Below are 17,415 nucleotides of genomic sequence, written 5' to 3'. Positions count from 1 at the left end.
GTTTACACGCCGCGATAATGAATGACTCGTCGGTCACCACTGACGAACGGTTAATCAGCCTCGTGAGCAAGGTTCACCCGATACACCTGCCAGCGTTTTTAGAGGTGCCCTTGCGCCGATGAGCATCAACCGCCAGGTTCGCCTAGGCGACTTTCTTTTCACCGGAGAGTAACGAGGAATCCATGAAGGTTCTTGTAGCTGTCAAACGCGTTGTGGATTACAACGTCAAGGTTCGTGTCAAGGCGGACAATTCCGGCGTCGACCTCGCTAACGTCAAGATGTCGATGAACCCGTTCTGCGAAATCGCAGTGGAAGAAGCCGTACGTCTGAAAGAGAAAGGCGTTGCGACTGAAATCGTCGTCGTCTCCATCGGCCCGTCTACCGCTCAAGAGCAACTGCGCACCGCGCTGGCTCTGGGTGCCGACCGCGCCATCCTCGTCGAATCCGCTGAAGATCTGACTTCCCTGGCCGTTGCCAAGTTGTTGAAAGCTGTTGTCGACAAGGAACAGCCTCAGCTGGTGATCCTCGGCAAACAAGCCATCGACAGCGACAACAACCAGACTGGTCAGATGCTCGCTGCATTGAGCGGCTACGGTCAGGGCACCTTTGCTTCGAAAGTCGAAGTGTCCGGCGACAGCGTTGCCGTGACCCGCGAAATCGATGGCGGCGCGCAGACAGTTTCCCTGAAACTGCCGGCCATCGTCACCACCGACCTGCGTTTGAACGAGCCGCGCTATGCGTCTCTGCCAAACATCATGAAAGCCAAGAAGAAGCCTCTCGAAGTGCTGACTCCGGATGCTTTGGGCGTTTCCACCGCCTCCACCAACAAGACCCTGAAAGTCGAAGCGCCGGCTGCACGCAGCGCGGGTATCAAGGTCAAGTCGGTGGCTGAACTGGTCGAGAAACTGAAAAACGAAGCGAAGGTAATCTAATCATGACTATCTTGGTAATCGCTGAGCACGACAACAAGGTTGTGGCTCCTGCCACCCTGAACACCGTTGCTGCTGCCGCCAAAATCGGTGGAGACATTCACGTTCTGGTCGCTGGTCAGAATGTGGGTGCTGTTGCTGAAGCCGCTGCGAAAATCGCTGGCGTGGCCAAAGTGCTGGTGGCCGATAACGCCGCTTACGCGCACCAACTGCCGGAAAACGTTGCTCCGCTGGTTGCAGAGTTGGGCAAGGCTTACAGCCACATCCTGGCTGCCGCCACTTCCAACGGCAAAAACATCCTGCCGCGCGTTGCCGCGACCCTGGACGTTGACCAGATCTCCGAGATCATCTCGGTCGAAAGCGCTGATACCTTCAAGCGCCCGATCTACGCCGGTAACGCCATTGCTACCGTACAGTCCAACGCTGCAGTCAAAGTGATCACCGTGCGTGCCACCGGTTTCGACCCGGTTGCTGCAGAAGGTGGTTCGGCTGCCGTTGAAGCAGTTGCTGCTGCTCACGACGCTGGCACTTCGAGCTTCGTTGGCGAAGAACTGGCCAAGTCCGATCGTCCGGAACTGACCGCTGCCAAAATCGTCGTTTCCGGCGGTCGCGGCATGCAGAACGGCGACAACTTCAAACACCTGTACGCCCTGGCCGACAAGCTGGGCGCTGCCGTCGGTGCTTCCCGCGCCGCGGTCGACGCAGGTTTTGTACCCAACGACATGCAGGTCGGTCAGACCGGCAAGATCGTTGCGCCACAGCTGTACATCGCCGTCGGTATTTCCGGCGCGATCCAGCACCTGGCCGGCATGAAAGACTCCAAAGTGATCGTTGCGATCAACAAGGACGAAGAAGCGCCGATCTTCCAGGTGGCCGATTATGGCCTGGTGGCGGACTTGTTCGAAGCCATCCCCGAGTTCGAGAAGCTGGTCTAATCCAGCGGCTTGACTTATAAAGAGCCCGACCTTTTGGTCGGGCTTTTTTTTGTTCCGGATTTGGGTGGGGAGAGTGTTGCCATGAGTCTGCGCCGCTGGTTTGGCTGCTCTTTTTTGTCGGGTTTGTGGTTAAGCCTGACGCTGTTGCCGGGGCTATCCATAGCCGCGGGCAAATGCGAGCGCCTGGTGGTGACCGGCAGCCCTGATGCGCCGCCGTACCTGTGGCAAGACCCGCAAAACCCCAAGTATCTGATTGGCGCCAGCGCAGACCTGTTGCAGCAAGTGGCGGGGGAGTTGGGCATCAAGGTTGAGCTGCTTTACGCCGGCAAACGCTCCCAGGCCCTGGACGAAGTGCGCAGCGGGCGCATGGACATGCTGGCCGATGCACCATTGATGGTCAGTGAGCTGGAAAATCTGGATTACATCCATCCACCGTTGCTGGAAAACGATTATCTGGTCTGGACCCGCAACGACTCGTTACTGGTCTACAACGAAGCGCAGGACCTTCACGGTCATCCCGGTGCCTTGTCGGAAAAGGCTCGAGTGACCTCGTCATTTGGCACTTTCGCCGAGCAGCAATTGACCCTGGTGCGCACGCCCAATCTGACCCAGGCCTTTCAGAAATTGCTGCTGAACGAGGTGGAATTTGTCCTCGCCGGACGCTACTCGGGCATGGCCATGGTGCAAACGCTGGGGATGGCCGATGACTTGATGGCCCACCCACAACCCATCGACAAACCCGGCCTGTTTCTCGCGGTTTCCCATAACTCTGCCTGCAACGATCCTTGGTTGCGCGGACAGCTGGCCAAAAAGATGACAGAATTGCCCGCGTCCGGACTGACAGAAGCTGCGCTGCTGCGCAATATCGAGCGTTGGAAAGCGCAACGCTCACAACCGCAGCCACAACCTGTCAGTACCCCAAAACAGTAGGGATTCTTAGTGAGTATTCGACCTCTTTTCGCTGCCCTGGCCGTTCTGGCTCTGGCGGGTTGTGCAGCCGATCCGGCGCCGAATGAACAAATACGCCTGACCGAACAGGCCCTCGAACAAGCCAAGGCCGTGGGTGCTACCGCCGACGAAGTGCCAGAGATGAAACTGGCTGAAGACAAGTTCAAGCGTGCCAAGGGCAACATGGCCGATCAGTCCTTCAAGAATGCGCGCATGCGGGCCGAGCAGGCCGAGCTGGACGCGCGCCTGGCCGAAGCCCGGGTTCTGACCCTCAAGAGCGAGGCGCAGTTAAACGTGCTCAATACCCGCATCACTCGCCTGCGCAAGCAACTGGGAGATGCCCAATGAGCCTCAAGACCAAAGCATTCGGCGGCTTGATCCTGGCCGGCTGCGCAAGCCTTTATGGCTGCGCCGGGCAACACAGCGAAGCCGTATTACAGCAGGCCGGCGCCGACTTCCAGAAGGTCAAGGAAGACTCCAACGTGCTGCGCATTGCGCCCAAAGACGTGATCCGTGCCGGTGAGTCCCTGGCCCGCGCCGATCGTCTGTCCAGCTACTGGGGCAGCGGTTCGGACGTTGTGCATTATGCCTACCTGAGCCAGCGCTACAGCGAAATCGCCCGGGAGCACACCAATCAGGTGCTCAACGAGGAGAGCGCTGCGAAGCTCGAACTCGAGCGTCAGCGCCTGCAATTGGCCCTGCGTGAGTCCAAGTTGCTCAGCGTGCAGCAACAGGGCAAGTGGCTCGAAGAACAAATTGTAGCGCTGGCGACCACCCAAACCGACCGTGGTCTGGTGATGACGCTGGGCGATGTGCTGTTCGATACCGGTGAAGCAGAATTGAAAAGCTCTGCAAACCGCGTGGTGCTGAAGATCGTCCAGTTCTTGCAGCTCAATCCAAAACGCGTGGTGCGGATCGAGGGCTATACCGACAGCACTGGCGGTAAACAGGAGAATCTCAAGCTGTCCCGCGACCGCGCACAATCGGTGGCGGATGTGCTGATGGACCTGGGCATCGACGACAAACGTATCAAAGTCGAAGGCTACGGCGATGAATACCCGGTGGACGTGAACGCTTCCGAGCGCGGGCGTGCGCAGAACCGTCGGGTAGAAATTGTGTTCTCCGACGAAAAAGGCCAGCTCGGCGCCGCCCGCTAAGGGCTGCGTTACTGGAAAACCCGGCCTGTCAGCAGTGCCGGGTTTTTTTGTGCCCGCCAATCAACGCAATACTCTCCATAAAAACAGTACAGTTTTTGCTGACAATGCACTGTACGGTCGACTATTGTGACAACTGTCCCAGTACACTTCCAAACTGTTCCGGTATTGTTTCACACAAGAATAAAATGCCCGTGAAATCGAGTGCTGCGTCATGACCAATCTCTTGCTCTATCAACGAATTGCTCAGCAACTGGCCGAAGACATCCGCCGCGGTGTCTATCAACCCGGGGAGCGCGTGCCTTCGGTGCGCAAGATGAGCTCGCAGCTCAACGTCAGCCATGCAACGGTGTTGCAGGCCTACGCCAACCTTGAGGATCAGGGGCTGATCCGTGCCCGGCCGCAATCTGGTTACTACGTTCACCAGACGCCAGCGCTCACGGCGCCAACCCCGGATATTGCCCGGGTCGAGCGACCTGGCCTCGTCACCCGCAGCAGCATCATTCAGCAAGTTCTGGTTGAATCCCGCCGCGAAGGCGTCTTCCCATTGGGCGCCGCCGTACCGAGCGTCGACTATCTGCCGGTGCGGGCGCTGCATCAGCAACTGGCCAAAGTCACCCGTTTCCATAGCCCGCGGGCGTTCAGCTACATGTTCAGCCCCGGTTTCGAGCCGTTGCGTCGGCAAGTGGCGATCCGCATGCGCGATGCCGGCGTGGTGGTCGATCCGTCGGAAGTGGTGATCACCCACGGCTGCGTCGATGCGTTGCAGATGTCTCTGCGCGTATTGACCCGGCCGGGCGATCTGATCGCGGCCGAGTCGCCGACCTATTACGGTTTGCTGCAACTGGCCGACTTGCTGGGGCTGAAAGTCATCGAGATTCCCAGCGATCCCGCCACCGGCATGAGCCTCGAAGCCCTGCAACTGGCGGCCAACCAATGGTCGATCAAGGCGCTGGTGCTGACCACGCGCCTGAGCAATCCCTTGGGCGGTACCATGCCCGAAGAGCGACAGAAACAACTGCTGCGCCTGGCTTCGGATTTCGATATCCAGGTTGTTGAAGACGATATTTACGGCGAGCTGATGTTCGAGCAGGGTCGCACCAAATCGCTCAAGGCCTATGACCGTCTGGATCGGGTGATCTATTGCTCCAGCTTCTCCAAGACCCTGTCGCCCGGTGTGCGCATCGGCTGGATGATTGCCGGCAAGTACCAGCAGGAAATCCAGCGCTTGCAGACCTTCAGTACCCATTCGGCCTGCAGCGTCACGCAAATGGGCATCGCGGCCTATCTGGAGAACGGCGGTTACGACCGGCATTTGCGCTACATCCGTCAGGAGTACCGCAAGAACCTCAGCGCGTTCCAGCTGGCGGTGCAGCAGTACTTTCCGGAAGGTACGCAGATGACCCGGCCCACCGGCGGCTTCATTTTGTGGGTCAGCCTGCCAGGGCGGGTTAATACGCAGGAACTGCATGTGCGTGCGTTGCAGCAGGGCATCAGCATTGCGCCGGGGCTGATTTTCAGTAATACCGAGCAGTTCAATCACTGCATTCGCCTGAACTGTGGCATCCCCTGGAACCGCGAGGCCGAGCGTGCATTGATGACGTTGGGGTTACTGGCGACGCAACTTTGTCAGGAGACGGCGAGCGGTTTTTGAGCGGCTGGGCAGTTCTGAACTGGCCGCTTGTCTTGTCGTCTCTAACAGGCGAGCATATAGCCTTCTGCCGTTCACGCCGTTGGGTCCATGAAGCCGATTTTTCCTGCCGCCTGGTTGTTGATCTGCCTGTTAATGACCTGTCACCCGGAAGGCGTCATGGCGGCCTCCGTTCAGGAAAAACCGACAGCCAGCACCACCGCGAAAAAAACGGCACCGGTCAAAAAAAACGCGCCGGCCAAAAAGAAGGCTGCTGCGGTCAAAAAACGTTCCCCCATTGCTTCCAAGTCGAAACCGGCCAGTGAAGTCGTGAAAACCAAACTCCCTTCGGCAAATCTCGACTTGAGCCTGCCCAAGGACATGGTCGAAGAACTGAAGCCGGTTGGCACGGTACAGTTGCCCCGACACGAGGCCCTGTTGCCGCAAATGTTCGGTGACAAAAGCAGCCCGTTCCAGCTCAACGGTCGCCTGCTCAGCAATGAAATGCAGCTGCAGTTGCGCAATGAAGAGCGTCGGGAAGTTGAGGGTGCGGCACTGGATTTCGAGTTCAAGCAGTAAATCCCCCATTCGTGACCCGCGGACCAGACGCTTTGTCGGAGACTGGTCAGTCACGTTCGTTTGAGCGAAAAAACCCGGGCTCAGGTAATTTTAAACAGTCGTTTTAGACGTTACTCTGTGCCACGTCCCTTTAATACATTGCCCATCGCGAGGAGCTTGTCGTCATGAGATGCCGTGAAGGCTGTGGCGCCTGTTGCATTGCCCCTTCCATCAGTTCGCCGATTCCCGGAATGCCCAATGGCAAAGCCGCTGGAGAACGTTGCATACAGCTGTCTGCCGATAACCTGTGCAATATTTTCGGCAAGCCGGAACGTCCTGCGGTGTGTTCGGCATTTGAAGCCGATGTCGAGGTCTGCGGAAGCAGCAGCGATGAAGCGATCAAGTTGCTGGGCTGGTGGGAGCAAATGACGGCCGCGTGATGTGTTCAACGAACGAACTTCAACAATAAGGAATAAGACTATGGGTTCGCTGCATCGTATGGCTGTGTTGTGTGGTTTGACGGTTTTGCTGGCCTCCACGGCCCAAGCCGAAGAATGGAAAACCGCCAAGGAAGAAGACGGCATCAAGGTGTCCTTGAGTGAAGTGGCCGGTTCCCAATACAAGGCTTACCGTGGCGTGACCGTCATGAAGACCACCATGGCCAAACTGCGTGCATTGCAGGAAGACGTGCCGGGCGCCTGTGCCTGGATTCACGAGTGCAAGACTCAGAAGTTGCTCAAACATGAAGGCAACCAGAGCTGGACCTACACCCAGTTCAATACCCCTTGGCCGGTCACTCCTCGCGACTCCGTGTTGCATGTCACCACCGTTGAAAGCGCCGATGGCAGCCTGACCCGCGAGTTGGAAGGGCAGCCGAAGTACCTTCCGGAAGAAAAAGGTTTTGTACGGGTCGCCCAGGTCAAAGGTTTCTGGAAGCTCGTGCCTAAAGGCGATCAAGTCGAAGTGACTTATCAGGCCCATACCGAACCCGGCGGCAGCGTGCCGTCGTGGTTGGCCAACAAGTTCGTGGTCGACGCGCCGTTCAATACCCTCAAAGCCCTGAAAGAACGCGCCGAGAAATAACCACCCAACTCTTTTGATATGGCCTGTTCGACAAACACTCCGATGAATAACCTGTGGCGAGGGAGCTTGCTCCCGCTGGGCCGCGAAGTGGCCCCGCTTATCCCCAAAAAGAATGGGACTGCTTGGCAGTCCAACGGGAGCAAGCTCCCGCGCCACAGGTTCAGTATCACGGCTTTATTTTGTTTCTGGATATGCGTTGAACGAAATTTTCACAAAGTCTCAAAGACAATTCACCCGCGCCCAACCAGTTCGCCTCCGCAACTTTGCGCCCCGTCTCTTGCCCCGAGCGCTACAAGCGACAGTCTGGCCTACGGGTCAGTAATCAATGGTAATGCTGCGGTTGATCGTGCAACATTTGCGCACCGCGCACGCCCCGGGGTCGAGGATGGCCAACAGAGGGCGAGACAGCTGATGCCGTTCAGTTAAACGCAATTCATGTGAGAGCGGGTTTGTGGCGAGGGGGCTTGTCGGAACGCCGCATCGCCCCGTTGGGCCGCGCAGCGGACCCAAAAATTTGCGAGCGCTACGCACTCGAACGGGGGCAAGCCCCCTCGCCACATAAGCCCGCTCCCACAGGGTCTGCTCGCTTAACCGACCGGCATCAGGCAAGGCGCCGCTGTATTTTTTGAAACTTCAACTTCCAATGGGTCCTAAAACGACATGGCAAACCCGGACGCCCTGAGTCAGCAGCGAGCTTCTAGTCGCCTGCTGCAACCGACCGTCAAATCGCATTTGGCCTACACACTGTTGTGTGCCCTGGTCATGATGGTCATGTTCAGCCTGCTGCGCGTGGCGCTGCTGGTCTACAACAGCTCGATGATCCTCGACACACCGGCTTCGACCTTTCTGGAAGCGTTCGCCAACGGCCTGCGTTTCGACTTGCGTCTGGTGGTTTACCTCAGCATTCCGCTGTTGCTGGCATTGTTCAGCGCCCGGGCCATGGCCGCCCGCGGGTTCTTCCGGCTGTGGTTGACCGTTGCCTCGAGCATCGCGCTGTTCCTCGGCCTGATGGAGATGGACTTTTACCGCGAATTCCACCAGCGCCTCAACGGTCTGGTCTTCCAGTACGTGAAAGAAGACCCGAAAACCGTGATGAGCATGCTCTGGTACGGTTTTCCGGTGGTTCGTTATCTATTGGCCTGGGCCGTAGGCACGTTGATTCTGACCTTCGCATTCAAGGGCGCCGACCGCGCCACGCGTCCTCGCGGGCCGTTCAGCGGTGGCAGCATTAGTACGCGGCAGGTCGCTCCGTGGTATACGCGTGGCGTAGTGTTCGTGGTCTGCCTGCTGGTCTGCGTGGTCGCTGCTCGTGGCACCTTGCGTCAGGGCCCGCCAATGCGTTGGGGTGACGTTTACACCACCGACTCCAACTTCGCCAACCAGTTGGGCCTCAACGGCACGCTGTCGCTGATCGCGGCGGCGAAGAGCCGGATGTCCGAAGATCGCGACAATATCTGGAAGGCAACGCTGCCACAGCCGCAAGCTCAGCAAATCGTGCGTGACATGCTGGTGATGCCGGACGAAAAACTGGTGGATGCCGATATCGCAGCCGTGCGTCGCGATTACATGCCGCCGGCCGACAAGACTCTGCCGATCAAGAACGTCGTCGTGATCCTGATGGAAAGCATGGCCGGTCACTCGGTGGGTGCCTTGGGCGCACCGGGCAACATCACGCCGTACCTCGACAAACTGTCGAAAGAAGGCCTGCTGTTCGATCGCTTCTTCTCCAACGGGACGCACACCCACCAGGGTATGTTCGCCACCATGGCCTGCTTCCCGAACCTGCCGGGTTTCGAATACCTGATGCAGACTCCGGAAGGCAGCCACAAACTGTCCGGCCTGCCACAGTTGCTCAGCGCCCGTGATTACGGCGATGTATACGTCTATAACGGCGACTTTGCCTGGGACAACCAGTCGGGTTTCTTCAGCAACCAGGGCATGACCAACTTCATCGGTCGTAACGACTTTGTGAACCCGGTGTTCTCCGATCCGACCTGGGGCGTGTCCGACCAGGACATGTTCGACCGTGGTCTGATAGAGCTCAAGGCGCGGGAAAACGGCAAGCCGTTCTATGCATTGCTGCAAACCCTGTCCAACCACACGCCATATGCCTTGCCGACGCCATTGCCGGTTGAGCGTGTAACCGATCGCGGCAGCCTGAACGAGCATTTGACCGCCATGCGTTATGCGGACTGGGCACTGGGCCAATTCTTTGAAAAGGCCCGCAAGGAGCCGTACTTCAAGGAAACCCTGTTTGTCGTCGTAGGCGACCACGGTTTTGGCAACGAGCGTCAGATAACCGAAATGGACCTGGGCCGCTTCAATGTGCCGATGTTGATGATCGCACCGGGCATCCAGGAGAAGTTCGGCCAGCGTGACCATACAGTGGGCACTCAGATCGACGTCGTGCCGACCATCATGGGGCGTATTGGTGGCGAAGTGCGTCATCAGTGTTGGGGACGCGACCTGCTCAACCTGCCTCAAGGCGACACCGGTTTTGGCGTGATCAAGCCGTCGGGTAGCGAGCAAACCACCGCCATCATCACGGATAACCAGATTCTGGTTCTGCCAAAGGAAAAGGAAATGGCGCCGAAGGTGTACCAGTACGAACTGGGCGCGACGCCTCACGCCGAGATCATTGCGGATGCACCGCGTACAGCGGAGCTGAAGCTCAAGCTCGAAGCGTTCCTGCAAACGGCCACTAAAAGCCTGATCGATAACACCGCCGGTGTGGTTCACGGCAAACCGGACTAAGTTTTACCGCAATAGAAAAGAGGTCCTTCGCAGGGCCTCTTTTTTTTTGCCGGAAAATCTTTATATCTTGCCCAGTAGCAGCAGGATCAACAGCACCACCAACACTACGCCGATGATACCGGACGGGCCGTAACCCCAACTTCTGGAGTGCGGGAAGACCGGCAAGCCACCTATCAACAACAGGATAAGAATAACGATAAGAATTGTGCCCATGTCTGTTTCCTTGTTGGAAGCGTTGTGGAGTGACCTAGGGTTTTAGCCATCAGCTGGACTTGTATTAATCCTAGCTGCTTACAAAATCCGACTCATGGATATGAAGAAAAATTCCAGGTTTTTTTAATGTATTTGGAAAGCACGTTTATTTCTTTTACGGCGTCTCAAAGTTGAAACAACCGGACCGCGCCGTGGTTCATTGCTGGCCATTCAGCAATCTGATGGAGCGTGGGTCGCGCATTATCCTTCGCTACACTCGGTGCATCTTCCCCGGAACAACAAGGCTGTTTGCTATGCAAAATCGCATGATGATCACTGGCGCGGGCTCAGGCCTGGGTCGCGAAATAGCGCTGCGTTGGGCGCGTGAAGGCTGGCAGCTGGCCTTGTCGGATGTCAGTGAACCTGGCCTGCAGGAAACCCTGAAACTGGTTCGCGAAGCCGGTGGCGACGGTTTCATCCAGCGTTGCGATGTGCGTGACTACAGCCAGCTGACGGCTTTCGCCCAGGCCTGTGAAGAGAAGTTCGGCGGCATCGATGTCATCGTCAACAACGCCGGCGTGGCCTCGGGCGGGTTCTTCAGTGAACTGTCGCTGGAAGACTGGGACTGGCAGATAGCGATCAATCTGATGGGCGTGGTCAAGGGCTGCAAGGCCTTCCTTCCGTTGCTTGCGAAAAGCAAAGGCAAGATCATCAACATCGCCTCGATGGCAGCGCTGATGCAAGGCCCGGCCATGAGCAACTACAACGTGGCCAAGGCGGGTGTGGTGGCTTTGTCCGAGAGTCTGTTGATCGAACTGGCCCACGAGGAAGTCAGCGTGCATGTGGTCTGCCCGTCGTTCTTCCAGACCAACTTGCTGGACTCGTTCCGCGGCCCGACCCCGGCCATGAAAGCCCAGGTCGGTAAATTGCTGGAAAGTTCGCCGATCAGCGCTGCCGACATTGCCGATTACATTTATCAGCAGGTCGCCGCCGGCGAATTCTTGATCCTGCCTCACGAACAGGGCCGTATGGCCTGGGCGATCAAGCAAAAAGATCCGCAGTTGCTCTACAACGAAATGACCGTGATGGCCGACAAAATGCGCGCCAAGGCTAAACAATCTGCAGGCTGAACTTGCCCGAGCGCAATACCGTCGTTAGGGTGGCCGCAACTGGCCATTCTCGCGAGACATCTGCATGATCAATTACCTGTGGTTTTTCCTCGCCGCGCTGTTCGAAATCGCTGGCTGCTTCGCCTTCTGGATGTGGTTGCGCCAGGGTAGAAGCGCTTGGTGGATCATCCCGGCGTTGCTCAGCCTGATCTTGTTCGCGGTGCTGCTGACCCGGGTCGAAGCGAGCTACGCCGGCCGCGCCTATGCCGCCTACGGGGGCATCTACATCATTGCGTCGATCGGCTGGCTGGCGGTGGTCGAGCGGATTCGTCCGCTGGGCTCGGACTGGATTGGCGTGGCGCTGTGTGTGATCGGGGCGAGCGTCATCCTGTTTGGCCCGCGTTTTTCCGCTTCCTGAAGGATTGGTCCTTCATTCAACCGGTTTGTCGGATGCTTCCGTCAGGGCGATGCATTCTGCGCTGTAGGGCGAGACTGTTTTGTTGCTGTTGCATTGAAGACCCGCTACGCGCCGGGCATCTTCAAGGGCCGGTAACCCTGAAGGATGAATGCCATGCTTGTACTTAGTCGCGTTGTGGGCGAGTTGATATCCATTGGTGACAACATCACCGTGCGGGTTCTCGCCGTCAACGGAAGCAGCGTGCGCTTCGGTGTTGAAGCGCCGCAGCAGGTCAACGTACATCGCGCCGAGGTCTATGAGCGCATCCAGATCAAACAGGCCAAAGCGAAAGCTCGTTAAGAACCTCAGTCGAACAGATGCTTGGGCACGTCATGCTTGAGCATCAACTGGCATTGCTCGCTGTCCGGATCGAAGACGATCAGCGCCTGGCCCTTGGTCAATGCCTGACGAACACGCAAGACGCGGGTTTCCAGCGGTGTGTCATCGCCGTTGTCCGTGCCGTCGCGGGTCACGAAATCCTCGATCAGGCGGGTCAGCGTATCGACTTCAAGTTGGTCGTGGGGGATCAGCATAAGGCACCTCGGCTAAACAATGGCGCGATGCTACGGCGAATGAAGAGGGGCGGCTAGCCTTGACCTGATGTGGTGCCTGATCTGTCCTCATCGCGGGCAATCTTTCATGCGAAGAAAATGCCTAGGTGCGCTGCCCAATCAAACTATCGACCGACGGCACCCGCGTATCGCTTTCCATCTGCGTCTCGTGTTCGATCTGGTGACTGAACCGGTCCAGCGATCCCTTGGCCGGTTGTGCATCGCTGGCGAACACCGGCGGGCTGAGGATGTAGGCGCCGAGCAAGCGGCTGAGGGCGGCGAGGCTGTCGATGTGGGTGCGTTCATAGCCGTGGGTGGCGTCGCAACCGAAGGCCAGGAGGGCGGTGCGAATGTCGTGGCCAGCAGTGACAGCCGAATGTGCATCGCTGAAGTAATAGCGGAACAGGTCACGGCGCGCCGGCAGTTCATTGTCACTGGCCAGCCGCAGCAAGTGGCGCGACAGGTGATAGTCATAAGGCCCGCCGGAATCCTGCATTGCCACACTCACCGCGTGTTCGCTGGAGTGCTGGCCGGGCGCGACCGGCGCGATGTCGATGCCGACGAATTCGCTGACATCCCAAGGCAAGGCCGCCGCCGCACCGCTGCCGGTTTCTTCGGTGATGGTGAACAGCGGATGGCAGTCGATCATCAACTCTTCGCCGCTGTCGACAATCGCTTTCAGCGCCGCCAGCAGTGCGGCAACGCCGGCCTTGTCATCGAGGTGGCGGGCGCTGATGTGGCCGCTTTCGGTGAACTCCGGCAAAGGGTCGAAGGCGACGAAATCGCCGACGCTGATCCCCAGCGAATCGCAATCGGCGCGGGTGGCGCAATAGGCGTCCAGGCGCAACTCGATGTGATCCCAGCTGATTGGCATTTCATCCACGGCAGTATTGAACGCGTGCCCGGAAGCCATCAACGGCAACACGCTGCCGCGGATAACACCGTTGTCGGTGAACAGACTGACGCGGCTGCCTTCGGCAAAACGGCTGGACCAGCAACCGACTGGCGCCAGGGTCAGGCGACCGTTGTCCTTGATCGCGCGAACCGCCGCGCCAATGGTGTCCAGGTGAGCGGAGACGGCGCGGTCCGGGCTGTTCTTCTTGCCCTTGAGGGTGGCGCGGATGGTGCCGCGACGAGTCATCTCAAAAGGAATGCCCAGCTCTTCGAGACGTTCGGCGACGTAACGCACGATGGTGTCGGTGAACCCGGTGGGGCTGGGGATGGCGAGCATTTCCAGCAGGACTTTTTGCAGGTAATTGAGGTCCGGTTCGGGAATTTTGCTGGTCATGGAAACTCCTGATGAAGTGAGAGCTGATCGTTCCCACGCTGGAGCGTGGGAATGATCCTGAATGGGAAGAATCATTGGTGTCTGTTCGGCCGCCTTCGCGAGCAAGCCCGCTCCCACATTTGACCGCGTACCCTGTGGGAGCGTGGCTTGCCCGCGATGGCGTCAGTTCAGGCGACACACCTTTATGAAGCCACTGGCTGACTATGCGGAAATAACAAATCCACAAACCGCTCGGCCGTCGGCTGCGGTTCATGGTTGGCCAGCCCGGCGCGCTCATTGGCTTCGATAAACACATATTCCGGCTGGTCTGCGGCCGGCACCATCAGGTCGAGCCCGACCATCGGAATATCCAGCGCCCGCGCCGCGCGCACCGCCGCATCCACCAAGGCCGGATGCAGGATTGCAGTCACATCCTCAAGAATGCCGCCGGTATGAAGATTCGCCGTGCGCCGTACGAACAGATGCTCGCCGGTCGGCAGAATGCTGCTGTAGTCGTAACCCGCAGCCTGCAAGGTGCGCTGGGTCTCATGGTCCTGCGGAATTTTGCTTTCACCGCTGGTCGCCGCCTGACGGCGACGGCTCTGTGCCTCGATCAGCGCACCGATGGAATGCTGACCATCGCCCACCACTTCCGCCGGCCGGCGAATGGCGGCCGCGACCACTTCGAAACCGATCACCAGAATCCGCAAGTCGAGGCCTTCGTGAAAACTTTCCAGCAGTACTCGACTATCGAATTTACGAGCGCTTTCGATGGCTTGTTGGACCTCTTCGATGGTGCGTAAATCCACCGCCACCCCTTGGCCTTGTTCACCGTCCAGTGGTTTGACCACCACCCGTTCGTGCTCGTCGAGAAACGCCAGATTGTCGTCCGCGCTCCCCGCCAGTTGTTGGGCGGGCAGTTTAAGACCGGCGTTTTTCAGCACCTTGTGGGTCAGGCTTTTGTCCTGGCACAACGTCATGCTGATGGCGCTGGTCAGATCGCTCAGGGATTCGCGGCAACGCACCCGACGACTGCCGTGGATCAAGGTGAACAGACCGGCTTGCGCGTCATCCACTTGCACATCAATGCCGCGGCGATGAGCCTCCTCGACAATGATTCGCGCATACGGATTGAACTCTGCTTCCGGGCCGGGGCCGAGAAACAATGGCTGGTTGATGCCGTTCTTGCGCTTGATGGCGAAGGTCGACAAGTTGCGAAAGCCGAGCTTGGCGTAAAGACTTTTCGCCTGACGGTTGTTGTGCAGCACAGACAGGTCCAGGTAACTCAGGCCACGGCTCATGAAGTGTTCGATCAAGTGCCGCACCAGCACTTCACCGACGCCTGGGCGGGAACATTGCGGATCGACCGCCAGACACCACAGGCTGCTGCCGTTTTCCGGGTCGTTGAAGGCCTTGTGATGATTCAGGCCCATGACGCTGCCGATGATTGCGCCGCTGTCCTCGTCTTCGGCCAGCCAATAAACCGGGCCGCCCTGGTGATGAGGCGTCAGCAAACTCGCATCAATCGGCAGCATGCCGCGCGCCTGATACAGCTGATTGACGGCCTGCCAGTCCGCGTCACTTTGCGCCCGACGGATGCGGAAGCCGCGAAACACCCGGGTGGCCTGACGGTAATCGCTGAACCACAGGCGCAAGGTGTCGGACGGGTCGAGAAACAGCTGCGCCGGCTCCAGCCCCAGCACTTGCTGGGGCGCGGCAACGTACAAGGCGATGTCCCGCTCGCCGGGCTGCTCATTGAGCAGCTCTAGGGCAAGGCTCGCGGCATCGGGAAAGGTATGGCCGATCAGCAACCGGCCCCAGCCGCAATGCACCGCGATTGGCGCGGCGCCCAATTCACTGCCGTCTTCGGCCAGGCGCGCCTGCAAGCGTTCGTAGGAAGGCGCCTGACCGCGCAACAAGCGTTGGCTATAAGCCGTGGCGTGAGGTTTCATCGATCAGATTCCTTGTTCACTGAGCCACAGGTTCAGGGCTGCCAATTGCCACAGCTTGGAGCCGCGCAACGGGGTCAGTTGACCTTGCGGATCGGTCAGCAGGCGGTCGAGCATGGCGGGGTTGAACAGGCCACGATCCTGACTCGGATCGAGCAGCAGTTCACGCACCCAGTTCAGCGTGTCGCCCTGCAAATGCTTGAGACCAGGGACCGGGAAGTAACCCTTTTTGCGGTCGATCACTTCACTCGGAATGACCAGCCGCGCCGCTTCTTTCAAGACTTGCTTGCCGCCATCCGGCAGCTTGAATTTGCCCGGCACCCGCGCCGACAATTCCACCAGGCGATAGTCGAGAAACGGTGTACGCGCTTCCAGGCCCCAGGCCCCAGGCCATGGTCATGTTGTCGACCCGTTTGACCGGGTCATCCACCAGCATCACGGTACTGTCCAGACGCAGGGCTTTGTCCACGGCTGCATCGGCACCGGGCTGAGCGAAATGTTCTTTCACGAAGTCGCCGGCCGCGTCGTTGGCCGTCAGCCATTGCGGCTGCACCGTGGCGGCGTAGTCGGCATAGCTGCGGTCAAAAAACGCATCGCGATACGCGGCATACGGATCGCTCGCACCGTCGACCTGCGGATACCAGTGATAACCGGCGAACAACTCGTCCGCGCCTTGGCCGCTTTGCACCACCTTGCAGTGCTTGGCCACTTCGCGCGACAGCAGATAGAACGCGATGCAGTCATGGCTGACCATCGGCTCGCTCATGGCACGGAACGCCGCGGGCAGTTGCTCGATGATTTCTTTTTCGTCGATACGCAGTTGGTGATGTTGGGTGCCGTAGTGCTTGGCGATCAGATCCGAATACTGGAACTCGTCACCACGCTCGCCGCCGGCATCCTGGAAACCGATGGAAAAGGTCGACAAGTTTTCGACCCCGACGTCGCGCAACAGGCCCACCAATAGACTCGAGTCGACACCACCGGAAAGCAGCACGCCGACATCTACTGCCGCCCGTTGACGGATCGCCACCGCATCACGGGTGCTGTCGAGCACGCGATCGCGCCAGTCTTCGAGGGTCAGGTTCAGTTCGTCGGCGTGGGGGCCGTAGGGCAGGGTCCACCAGGTTTTCTGCTCGGTGGTGCCGTCCGCTTCAATGCGCATCCAGCTCGCCGGGGGCAGCTTTTCAATGCCCGCCAGCAAGGTGCGCGGGGCCGGGACCACCGCATGGAAATTCAGATAATGATTGAGCGCCACCGGATCGAGGATCGGGTTGATGTCGCCGCCCTTGAGCAATGCCGGCAGGGCCGAGGCAAAGCGCAGGCGCTGACCGGTGCGCGATAGATACAACGGCTTCACGCCGAGACGGTCGCGGGCAATGAACAGACGCTTGGCGTCGCGCTCCCAAATAGCGAAGGCGAACATGCCGTTGAGTTTGGGCAACAAGGCTTCGCCCCAGGCGTGATAACCCTTGAGCAGCACTTCGGTGTCACCGCCGGAATAGAAGGCGTAACCGAGGTTTTCCAGTTCGGTGCGCAGTTCCGGGAAGTTGTAGATCGCGCCGTTGAAGGCCAGGGACAGGCCCAGTTGGTTGTCGATCATCGGCTGTGCCGAGCCGTCCGACAGGTCCATGATTTTCAGGCGCCGATGGCCCAGGGCAATCGGCCCCTGGCTGTGGAAGCCCCACGCATCAGGGCCGCGAGGGGCCAGGTGATGGGTGATTCGTTCTATGGCTGCGAGGTCCGCAGGTTGATGGTCGAAACGTAATTCTCCAGCTAATCCGCACATAAGTCCTTACCGGTTTTTCCGTTGGGGAGGGTCAATCGATACGCGCCAAAAACGGCGGGTACCCGGAAACTGACCCATGTGAATCCCTGGAGTTTTAGACCGATAAGTTATAA

At 58.7% G+C, this 17,415-nt stretch carries 17 protein-coding genes and 1 pseudogene; 13 read left to right on the top strand and 5 right to left on the bottom strand.

All coding sequences use genetic code 11. The annotated features are described in order from the left end of the window. Positions 1–182: 182 nt before the first annotated feature. The 10 genes from AB3226_RS06915 (at position 183) to AB3226_RS06870 (ending at position 9,991) form a co-directional block, all read left to right on the top strand. Positions 183–932, top strand: coding sequence for an electron transfer flavoprotein subunit beta/FixA family protein (locus tag AB3226_RS06915; RefSeq protein WP_003226982.1), 750 nt, complete (start codon positions 183–185; stop codon positions 930–932). A gap of 2 nt (positions 933–934) precedes the next feature. Next, on the top strand, positions 935–1,864 hold the full coding sequence (locus AB3226_RS06910; RefSeq protein ID WP_367372521.1) for an electron transfer flavoprotein subunit alpha/FixB family protein: 930 nt from the start codon (positions 935–937) through the stop codon (positions 1,862–1,864). 81 nt (positions 1,865–1,945) lie between these two features. Next, positions 1,946–2,794, top strand: a complete 849-nt coding sequence (locus tag AB3226_RS06905; RefSeq protein WP_367372520.1) for a substrate-binding periplasmic protein — start codon at positions 1,946–1,948, stop codon at positions 2,792–2,794. Positions 2,795–2,803: 9 nt separating this feature from the next. Beyond that, positions 2,804–3,160 (top strand): DUF4398 domain-containing protein, encoded by a 357-nt coding sequence (locus AB3226_RS06900; protein WP_123357775.1) that lies wholly within the window; start codon positions 2,804–2,806, stop codon positions 3,158–3,160. Beyond that, on the top strand, positions 3,157–3,969 hold the full coding sequence (locus tag AB3226_RS06895) for an OmpA family protein (protein WP_367372519.1): 813 nt from the start codon (positions 3,157–3,159) through the stop codon (positions 3,967–3,969). The genes AB3226_RS06900 and AB3226_RS06895 overlap by 4 nt, the downstream gene beginning before the upstream one ends. A 211-nt stretch (positions 3,970–4,180) precedes the next feature. Next, positions 4,181–5,620 carry a PLP-dependent aminotransferase family protein gene (locus tag AB3226_RS06890; RefSeq protein WP_007903895.1) on the top strand — a complete coding sequence of 480 codons (1,440 nt, stop codon included), beginning with the start codon at positions 4,181–4,183 and terminating at the stop codon, positions 5,618–5,620. Positions 5,621–5,707: 87 nt separating this feature from the next. Beyond that, on the top strand, positions 5,708–6,175 hold the full coding sequence (locus tag AB3226_RS06885; RefSeq protein ID WP_367372518.1) for a translation initiation factor 2: 468 nt from the start codon (positions 5,708–5,710) through the stop codon (positions 6,173–6,175). A 164-nt stretch (positions 6,176–6,339) separates the two neighbouring features. Then, positions 6,340–6,594, top strand: a complete 255-nt coding sequence (locus AB3226_RS06880; RefSeq protein ID WP_367372517.1) for a YkgJ family cysteine cluster protein — start codon at positions 6,340–6,342, stop codon at positions 6,592–6,594. Positions 6,595–6,634: 40 nt separating this feature from the next. Beyond that, positions 6,635–7,237 (top strand): START domain-containing protein, encoded by a 603-nt coding sequence (locus AB3226_RS06875; RefSeq protein ID WP_367372516.1) that lies wholly within the window; start codon positions 6,635–6,637, stop codon positions 7,235–7,237. Positions 7,238–7,897: 660 nt separating this feature from the next. Next, positions 7,898–9,991 carry an LTA synthase family protein gene (locus AB3226_RS06870; RefSeq protein WP_367372515.1) on the top strand — a complete coding sequence of 698 codons (2,094 nt, stop codon included), beginning with the start codon at positions 7,898–7,900 and terminating at the stop codon, positions 9,989–9,991. Between the two features lie 60 nt (positions 9,992–10,051). On the opposite strand, the gene AB3226_RS06865 is transcribed toward AB3226_RS06870, so the two are convergent. Next, positions 10,052–10,204, bottom strand: coding sequence for a DUF3309 family protein (locus AB3226_RS06865; RefSeq protein WP_008012020.1), 153 nt, complete (start codon positions 10,202–10,204; stop codon positions 10,052–10,054). A gap of 293 nt (positions 10,205–10,497) precedes the next feature. On the opposite strand from AB3226_RS06865, the gene AB3226_RS06860 reads away from it, so the two are divergent. From AB3226_RS06860 to csrA, 3 genes are all read left to right on the top strand, one after another. Then, positions 10,498–11,313, top strand: a complete 816-nt coding sequence (locus AB3226_RS06860; RefSeq protein WP_367372514.1) for an SDR family oxidoreductase — start codon at positions 10,498–10,500, stop codon at positions 11,311–11,313. Between the two features lie 64 nt (positions 11,314–11,377). Next, the gene (locus AB3226_RS06855) at positions 11,378–11,710 is read left to right on the top strand and encodes a YnfA family protein (RefSeq protein WP_007899658.1); all 333 of its coding nucleotides are present in this window, start codon (positions 11,378–11,380) and stop codon (positions 11,708–11,710) included. Between the two features lie 153 nt (positions 11,711–11,863). Beyond that, the gene (csrA, locus tag AB3226_RS06850) at positions 11,864–12,049 is read left to right on the top strand and encodes a carbon storage regulator CsrA (protein ID WP_030132007.1); all 186 of its coding nucleotides are present in this window, start codon (positions 11,864–11,866) and stop codon (positions 12,047–12,049) included. Between the two features lie 5 nt (positions 12,050–12,054). Here csrA and AB3226_RS06845 read toward each other — a convergent pair whose 3' ends face one another. The 4 genes and pseudogenes from AB3226_RS06845 to AB3226_RS06830 form a co-directional block, all read right to left on the bottom strand. Beyond that, positions 12,055–12,282, bottom strand: a complete 228-nt coding sequence (locus AB3226_RS06845; RefSeq protein WP_025212539.1) for a YheU family protein — start codon at positions 12,280–12,282, stop codon at positions 12,055–12,057. Positions 12,283–12,403: 121 nt separating this feature from the next. Continuing rightward, positions 12,404–13,588, bottom strand: a complete 1,185-nt coding sequence (locus AB3226_RS06840; RefSeq protein ID WP_367372513.1) for an osmoprotectant NAGGN system M42 family peptidase — start codon at positions 13,586–13,588, stop codon at positions 12,404–12,406. A gap of 182 nt (positions 13,589–13,770) precedes the next feature. Then, positions 13,771–15,519: an N-acetylglutaminylglutamine synthetase gene (gene ngg / locus AB3226_RS06835; RefSeq protein ID WP_367372512.1), complete on the bottom strand. Its 1,749-nt coding sequence runs from the start codon at positions 15,517–15,519 to the stop codon at positions 13,771–13,773. A 3-nt stretch (positions 15,520–15,522) separates the two neighbouring features. After that, positions 15,523–17,302: pseudogene (locus AB3226_RS06830) on the bottom strand (N-acetylglutaminylglutamine amidotransferase). Positions 17,303–17,415 lie beyond the last annotated feature (113 nt).

Source organism: Pseudomonas lini (assembly GCF_964063345.1).
Taxonomy (GTDB): Bacteria; Pseudomonadota; Gammaproteobacteria; order Pseudomonadales; family Pseudomonadaceae; genus Aquipseudomonas; species Aquipseudomonas lini_B.
This window is presented reverse-complemented; position numbering and strand designations above follow the sequence as displayed.